Source organism: Maribacter sp. (assembly GCF_049667165.1).
Classification (GTDB): Bacteria; Bacteroidota; Bacteroidia; order Flavobacteriales; family Flavobacteriaceae; genus Maribacter_A.
Genome location: NZ_JBATHS010000373.1, coordinates 1 through 8,299, shown reverse-complemented (window position 1 = coordinate 8,299; position 8,299 = coordinate 1). Strand labels below are relative to the sequence as shown.

Sequence of the window (8,299 nt, the reverse complement as noted above, 5' to 3'; positions counted from 1 at the left end):
GACCAGGGTCGTGTTACCGTAAACGGCAAAGTACCTGAAATGGGTACCAAAATCATTCCTGGGGATGACATACGCGTTGATGGGGAACGGATTTCAGAACCTGCGGAAAAACCGGTTTATTTGGCATTCAATAAGCCTGTGGGCATCGTTTGCACAACTGACACAAGGGTCGAAAAAGACAACATCATTGACTTCATAAAGTATCCTAAACGCATTTTCCCGATAGGCCGATTGGACAAACCCAGCGAGGGACTCATCTTTTTAACAAACGATGGGGATATTGTAAACAAGATTCTTCGCGCCAGAAATCATCATGAAAAGGAATATTTGGTCACAGTGGATAAACCCATTACTGAAGAATTCCTAAATAAAATGCGAAACGGGGTCCCTATTTTGGATACGATCACCCGTAAATGCCACGTAGAGGAAATCGGAAAATACCAATTCAGGATCGTTCTGACACAAGGCCTTAACCGACAAATACGCCGCATGTGTGAATACTTGGGGTATGCTGTGAAAAAATTGAAACGTATCCGAATAATGAACGTTACCTTGGACATTCCCGTCGGAAAATGGAGGGATTTGACGCAAGAGGAACTGGCCGAAATACATAGGTTGGTATCCGGTTCATCAAAAACACATGAGGACCAATTCCCGGATTAAACCCTTATTTAAATCAAGAATCATATTTCCCTATAAAAAGAGACATCCAAAAAAAAGCCTTTTCATATCTTTATAACTACCTGTTAATGAAGGACATTTATGAGCTGGATTATACTTTTGTTCCTTTTCTTCGCTTTTTTGGGCGTCGTTTTATCCCTTCTTTTTTTTAGTAAACATAAGGGTAACCGATTTTCGAATACCTTATTAGGAGTATACACGTTACTCTTTGCTTTTGAATTGCTAAATAACTGTCTGCGTTGGTCGGGTGATATCCAGAAAATTCCTTTCGTACATTTAAACCTCGTCCATTTTCCATTGTGGACAACATATGGCGCATTGGTCTTTATTTACGTCAGAAACGTCATTGACCAAACCTTTTTTAAACGCTATGATATCTTATTTTTGATACCACCGATGATTACAATCGGTATGCTATGGCCTTTTTATCGTTTATCGACACAAGATAAACTCATGGTGGCAGAAGAGGGCAGAATCTTTGAATACGCCATTTTTCCCAGCTACACCATATGGATCGTCATCGCGATCATGTTCTTTTATGGGTTTCTCACCTACCTTGCCTTTTGGCAAAAAAAGCGGATCGGGTTCCGTGAAAACATATGGCTGAAGTGGTTTGTGGGTTCCTATCTTGGTTTTGTATTTGCTTTCGCCCTTTATATTTTTTTGGTGCGATTTCACCTCATGGACCCAAGTTATGACTACCTCGTAGATCTCGCCATTACCGCGTTCATTGGTATGTTGGCCTTTTTTGGTTTCGTTCAACCAGATGTTTTCCAAGGTAAAAGCATCCATGAAGTGCTACCGTTCATTAAATATAGGAAGACGGGGTTATCGCCTGCCCTGTCCCTTGAAATGAAGGAAAAACTCTTGCAGACCATGCAATCGGGGAAACCATATTTGAACAATGAGCTAAGATTGGATGATCTGGCCAAAACACTTAATCTCTCAAGAAACCAAACCTCACAAATCATTAATGAGCATTTTAACCTTTCTTTTTTTGATTTTGTGAATCAATACCGGATTAAAGAGGCCAAAAACCTTTTACTGCAAAACACAGCGCGCAATAGGACCATAGACCACATTGCCTATGATGTCGGATTCAACAATAGGGCTTCCTTTTATAAGGCATTCCGGAAGTTTACGAACAATACCCCTACCCATTATATGAAACATATGGAGGCATCCTGACAAAAATCATTGTAAACAGCAAAAAAATTGTCGAGGTTTATGAATTTACCGGTATTAAATTTTGATTTAAAAGGACCACCTGTAGTGGTTTATACCAATATTTAACAACGAATTAAGACTAATTATCACTAACTTGTAGAAGCTCAAAATGCGCTTAAACTTAAATCATTCAAACATGAAGAAGAATCGTTTTCAAATCTCAATAAGGAGTTTCAACTCCTTTTTATTCGTGCTGGTCTTCATCGGAGCGGTAGGATTGCCAAATACATCTGTATTTAGTCAGGATGCACCGGAACAAGAAATGAACTACAAGCAATACAAAGGAAAAATCATGGATGCTGACACCAAGAAACCTTTGGTATTTGCAACTTTGATGGTTGAAGGCACCAATATTAGCACCATTTCGAATACGGAAGGTGAATTCGCCCTGAAAGTTCCAGCTACCCGTAGTGAAGGTAATGTAACAGTGGCTTTTCTAGGGTATAAGAACAAAACCATACCCCTTTCACAAATCGCGGAAGAACGCAATGACATTTATATGGATGTTTTTGTGGAAGCCTTGGGCGAGGTAAGTCTTAGCATACCAAAAAATGCAGAAGAACTGGTTCGTGAGACCTTGAAAAAAAGAGGACAGAACTATTTTAACGACCCTACCTTGATGACAGCCTTTTATCGAGAGACCATCAAAAAAAGGAAGAAAAATGTTTCCCTTTCAGAAGCCGTGGTCAATATTTACAAAACCCCATATTCATCTAGCAGAAAGGATGGCGTAGAACTGTTCAAAGCACGTAAAAGTACCGATTATGACAAACTGGATACGGTTGCCCTAAAATTGCAAGGGGGGCCCTTCAATGCCTTATATGTGGATATCATGAAGTATCCGGAGTATATTTTCGCAGAGCAGTCCTTGGATAACTACAATTTTAGTTTCGATCGCGCTACCCGTGTGGATGAACGGCAGATTTATATCGTTAATTTTAGCCAAAAACCGCATATAGATCAACAATTATATCAGGGCAAGCTTTATATCGATGCCGAACGTAAGATTCTTACCAGTGCCATTTATTCCTTGAACATTACCAATAGGAATGAGGCTGCAAAATTATTTGTCCGCAAAAAACCTGCAAATGCCAGGGTATGGCCGACTGAAGTCGCCTATCGGGTAGATTATCGGGAAAAAGACGGCAAATGGTACTACGGGTATAGTAATGTGATGTTGGAATTCAAGATCAATTGGGACAAAAAATTGTTCAACTCGGTCTATAGCCTATCTTGCGAAATGGCCGTCACCGATTGGGAAAAGAATCTCACTAACGAAATGCCCAAATCCAGGGAAAGGATTAAAACCTCCATAATTTTGGAAGACGAGGCTATTGGATTTTCAGATCCTGACTTTTGGGGAGAATACAACATTATTGAACCTGAAAAATCAATAGAATCGGCTATTAAAAAAATACAACGGCAACTTGAAAAATCTAAGTCGGATAGTGGTAACCCGGCACCATAAAACCACGCATAAACGCATAAAAACCGCCCTGATGCTTAGCATTGGGGCGGTTTCTTTTTGGTAGGGGAACTTTGATTATTCTGGCATCACTACCGTGTCAATCGCGTGTATTACGCCATTTGAGGCTTCTACATCGGCCATTACTACCATAGAGGTATTTCCTTTTTCATCGGTGAGCATAACCTTTCCATCTTGTACGGTAATAGTTATTTCTCCACCTTGAACCGTATTTACCATAAATTTTCCGCCATTTTCGGATACGGCATTAATAACACTCGCGGCATCGAATTTACCGGCAACCACATGATAGGTTAGAATACTGGTAAGTACGGCCTTACTTTCGGGCTTTAAAAGACTTTCGATCGTACCATCAGGTAATTTGGAGAATGCATCGTTAGTTGGGGCAAAAACGGTGAAGGGACCTTCACTGTTTAGGGTATCGACCAATTCAGCCGCTTTTACGGCAGCAACCAAGGTCGTGAAGTTCTCATTACTGGCCGCCACCCCAACAATGGTATTGGCGTTTGCAACACTTTTTGAGATATCTACCATCCCTTTTTCAGGAGTGTTTAAGGCGATCTCATTTTGGGCATTTGCTGTAGACATTACCCCAATTAGGGCTAAAGCAGTAAAAGTTTTAATCATTTTCATAACATTTAATTTTTAGATTCCCCCAAATGTAGGTTGAATTCCAACAGCCAAATCATAAATTTTGTTTAATTTTTTTTATTTTTAGTTAAACAATATTAAAATAGGCTTACCTCACCCCTTCGAAGACACTTTGAATACAAATCAGGGAAAGATAAAAGGCATAGCCGACGAAATATGGTCAGCCCATGAAGCGCATTTGTGTTTGTAAAATAAAGAGTGTTGGGTTTCAGGGGTTAGTTGGCTACCTCACTGATGAATTTAAGTCGGTATAATCGCAATTCCTCTTCCTCATAATCCCCATCGAATTCCTGCAATGCCTCTTCCAAATCATCGGTTTCCGCCTCAAGAAAATATTCGTGGATTTCTTCTTGTTGCTCCTCGTCCAAAACTTCATCGATATAATAACCAATATTGAGTTTTGTGCCGCTATATACGATTTGTTCCATTTCTTTGATCAACTCCGATATTTCCAATCCCTTGGCGGAAGCGATATCCTCCAATCCCAATTTCCTATCCACATTTTGGATGATATATAATTTCAAGCCTGAATTGGCCCCTGTACTCTTGACGACCAGATCGTCGGGACGTAAGATATCATTTTCATCCACATAGGAAGTGATTGTTTCAACGAAAGGTTTTCCGTATTTTTTGGCTTTCCCCTCTCCTACCCCATAAATGTTCAACATTTCTTCCATGGATATGGGATACTTTAAGGCCATATCTTCCAAAGATGGATCTTGGAATACCACAAACGGAGGCACCCCCAATTTGTGGGCTTCGCTCTTTCGGAGTGATTTAAGGATCTTTAATAGTTTATCATCGGCAACCCCACCTTTAGAGGCACTAACGATGGCCTCATCCCGTTCTTTGCTATACTCATGATCCTTGGTCATCATGAATGATGTTGGGTTTTTAAGAAATTCCTTTCCTTTTGGTGTCAGATGTAGAATACCATATAACTCTATTTCCTTTTTCAATAGTCCGGCAACCAGCATCTGACGCAGCAAAGCCATCCAATGGTTCTCGCTCTGCCCAGAGCCTATCCCGAATACCGATTTCCCATGTGCCTTATGTGACGAAACCAAGGCATTCATTTGCCCTGTAATCGTTTTTACAATCTCTTTTGATTTGAATTTCTCACTGGTTTCCTGAACCGTTCGCAAAAGTTTGATGACATCATCTTTCGCTTCTATCTTTTCTTTAGGATTTCGGGTATTATCATCCATATCGGCCCCATCCCCATTAACCTCATCAAATTCTTCCCCGAAATAGTGCAGCATGAATTTTCTACGCGACATGGAGGTCTCGGCATAAGCGACTACCTCTTGTAACAAGGCGTTCCCGATTTCTTGTTCGGCTACAGGTTTACCGGACATGAATTTTTCCAATTTCTCAATATCCTTATAGGAATAAAATGCCAAACAATGGCCTTCCCCACCATCCCTACCGGCCCTTCCGGTTTCCTGGTAATAGCTCTCTATGCTTTTCGGGATGTCATGATGTATGACAAAGCGGACATCGGGTTTATCGATTCCCATCCCAAACGCAATGGTGGCAACCACAATATCAACATCTTCCATAAGAAACATGTCCTGATATTTTGAACGGGTTTTGGCATCAAAACCAGCATGATAGGGAACGGCGCTAATGCCATTTACCTGTAAAACATGTGCCAGTTCCTCTACGCGTTTTCTGCTCAAACAATAAATAATACCCGATTTACCGGCATTTTGTTTGACAAAACGGATAATATCGGCATCTACATTGGCCGTTTTGGGTCGTACTTCATAAAATAGATTGGGTCGGTTGAAGGAGGCTTTGAACACCTTGGCATCTGTAATGGCCAAATTCTTTATGATATCTTCCTGCACCTTGGGTGTTGCCGTAGCCGTTAGCCCGATTATCGGGATATCTTCGCCGAGTCGACTGACTATGGCCCTAAGGTTTCTATATTCCGGCCTGAAATCATGGCCCCATTCAGAGATGCAATGGGCCTCGTCAACAGCAACAAAAGATACTTGCACTGATTGAAGAAAGTCGACATACTCATCTTTGGTAAGCGACTCGGGCGCCACATACAATAACTTGGTTACGCCCTTTAAAATATCGCTTTTTACCTGTTTGACTTCCGTTTTGTTCAATGAAGAGTTCAGTACATGGGCTATGCCATATTCATCTGAAAGGCCACGAATGGCATCGACCTGGTTCTTCATCAACGCAATCAGCGGGGAAACAATGATGGCTGTACCCTCTTGCATTAAGGCAGGTAATTGATAACAGAGCGATTTACCCCCTCCTGTGGGCATTATGACAAACGTATTTTTTCTTTGAACAACGTTTCTCACCACTTCTTCCTGTAGACCCTTGAACTGCGAGAATCCAAAATATTTTTTTAACGAGGCGTGTAATTCCTTTTCACTTGACCCCATTTCTTGTTTTGCCATCTAATTTTCCAATGCAATGACCATTAGTCATCTACCAATAATTATTTAAGATAAGGCCTTTTGTTCCATAAAACAAATACGTCCTAAATTTCCTCAAAAACTTACCCTTTATATAAAATTAAGTTTATGTAATTTTGTAAACTTAAATATAAGACATTCTTTTAGGTTTACAATCCCTAACTACAAATACCTTGAACAATTCCGAAGCCATTCTTAAGATTGCCAGAAAGACCATTGAGACCGAAAGCAAGGCCATTGGGAATTTGGCCCATCTTCTAAATCAGGATTTTACGCTAACAGTAAACAAAATCCTAAAGACCAAGGGGAGGGTAGTCATTACGGGAATCGGCAAAAGCGCCATAATTGCCACAAAAATCGTAGCCACGTTGAATTCAACGGGTACACCGGCCATCTTTATGCATGCCGGTGATGCGATTCACGGTGATCTAGGCACTATTCAGGACGATGACGTGGTTATCTGTATTTCGAAAAGCGGAAGCACCCCGGAAATCAAAATGCTTGTCCCCTTGATCAAAAGAGGAAAAAACCTGTTGATCGGCATGACCGGGAATACTACGTCCTTTCTGGCAAAACATGCAGATCACATCCTAAATACCTATATCGAGAAGGAAGCCTGCCCAAATAATCTGGCCCCCACAACAAGTACAACGGCACAATTGGTCATGGGGGATGCCCTGGCCATCTGTTTATTGGAATTGAAAGGGTTCAGTAGCAAGGATTTCGCCAAATACCACCCAGGAGGATCTTTAGGTAAACGGTTGTACCTCACTGTGGACGACATCGTACAAACCAATATGAAACCGCAAGTCGATGTAGATACCGATATTCGTATGGTTATCATGGAAATCTCCGAAAAATTATTGGGGGTATCGGCGGTTTTGGAAAAAGGCATTCTAAAAGGCATTGTTACCGATGGGGATATTCGTCGCATGCTGAACAAACATGAAAATATCAGTGGGTTAATGGCTAAAGACATCATGACCTTAAATCCGAAGACCATCGAAACCGACAAACTTGCCATTAAGGCCCTAGAACTTATGCAGGACAATGGTATTTCGCAGTTATTGGCAGTGGATCAAGGCGTATATAAAGGCGTGGTACATTTACATAATTTAATTAACGAAGGTATATTATAATGGCAAATACCGAGACCAAGACTCCAAATGAAATGTCTTTCTTAGACCATCTTGAAGAATTAAGATGGCATTTGATTCGTTCCACTTTAGCCATCGTAATTATAGGTATTGTGGCATTTACAATGAGTGGTTTTATTTTTGATTCCATCATTTTTGCACCCTCAAGAATGGATTTTCCCACCTATCGCTTTTTTTGCAAGGCGGCCACTTTTATTGGTATTGAATCCGATTTCTGTGCCGACAAGCTCCCATTCAGCATTCAAAGCCGTACTATGGGCGGGCAGTTCTCTGCTGATATTTGGACCTCCATTTGGGCAGGATTTATTATTGGTTTTCCTTATGTGCTATATGAACTATGGAAGTTCATTAGCCCTGGGCTTTATGAGAAAGAGCGCAAAAATTCAAGGGGATTCATTTTCATTGCCTCTTTGCTTTTCTTTATGGGTGTACTTTTTGGGTACTACGTTGTGGCTCCCTTATCCATTAACTTTTTAGGAACCTATCAGGTTAGTGAGATCGTGCTTAACGAATTTGACATAGGATCCTATATCTCTACTTTAAGGACATCGGTTATCGCATGTGGAATCATATTTGAGTTACCTATAATCATTTACTTTTTGACCAAAATAGGTTTGGTAACCCCCGAAATCCTAAAAAAGTATCGAAAAATT

7 protein-coding genes are annotated in these 8,299 nt (G+C 40.7%); 5 read left to right on the top strand and 2 right to left on the bottom strand.

The annotated features are described in order from the left end of the window. From WBM98_RS16825 to WBM98_RS16815, 3 genes are all read left to right on the top strand, one after another. On the top strand, positions 1 to 663 hold a 663-nt coding region (locus WBM98_RS16825), incomplete at its 5' end, for a pseudouridine synthase (RefSeq protein ID WP_424367177.1). Between the two features lie 315 nt (positions 664 to 978). After that, positions 979 to 1,869, top strand: a complete 891-nt coding sequence (locus tag WBM98_RS16820) for a helix-turn-helix domain-containing protein (protein WP_424367176.1) — start codon at positions 979 to 981, stop codon at positions 1,867 to 1,869. A 175-nt stretch (positions 1,870 to 2,044) separates the two neighbouring features. Next, on the top strand, positions 2,045 to 3,376 hold the full coding sequence (locus WBM98_RS16815) for a carboxypeptidase-like regulatory domain-containing protein (protein WP_424367175.1): 1,332 nt from the start codon (positions 2,045 to 2,047) through the stop codon (positions 3,374 to 3,376). Positions 3,377 to 3,451: 75 nt separating this feature from the next. Here the strand turns inward: WBM98_RS16815 and WBM98_RS16810 are convergent, their stop codons facing one another. Together WBM98_RS16810 and recQ are read right to left on the bottom strand one after the other, a co-directional pair. Next, complete coding sequence (locus WBM98_RS16810) at positions 3,452 to 4,027, bottom strand: fasciclin domain-containing protein (protein ID WP_424367174.1); 576 nt, start codon at positions 4,025 to 4,027, stop codon at positions 3,452 to 3,454. A gap of 233 nt (positions 4,028 to 4,260) precedes the next feature. Continuing rightward, entirely contained in the window at positions 4,261 to 6,456 is a 2,196-nt protein-coding gene (recQ, locus tag WBM98_RS16805) for a DNA helicase RecQ (protein ID WP_424367178.1), read from the bottom strand. 206 nt (positions 6,457 to 6,662) lie between these two features. Between recQ and WBM98_RS16800 the strand changes: the two genes are divergently transcribed. Next, on the top strand, positions 6,663 to 7,628 hold the full coding sequence (locus WBM98_RS16800) for a KpsF/GutQ family sugar-phosphate isomerase (protein WP_424367173.1): 966 nt from the start codon (positions 6,663 to 6,665) through the stop codon (positions 7,626 to 7,628). After that, positions 7,628 to 8,299: twin-arginine translocase subunit TatC (gene tatC, locus WBM98_RS16795; protein WP_424367172.1), on the top strand; the 672-nt coding region annotated here is incomplete at its 3' end. The genes WBM98_RS16800 and tatC, both read left to right, overlap by 1 nt.

Bases quoted from the DNA above. Each gene is read 5' to 3' on its own strand.
- WBM98_RS16815 (WP_424367175.1), top strand. From the start codon at position 2,045: ATGAAGAAGAATCGTTTTCAAATCTCAATAAGGAGTTTCAACTCCTTT.
- WBM98_RS16810 (WP_424367174.1), bottom strand. From the start codon at position 4,027: ATGAAAATGATTAAAACTTTTACTGCTTTAGCCCTAATTGGGGTAATG.
- recQ (WP_424367178.1), bottom strand. From the start codon at position 6,456: ATGGGGTCAAGTGAAAAGGAATTACACGCCTCGTTAAAAAAATATTTT.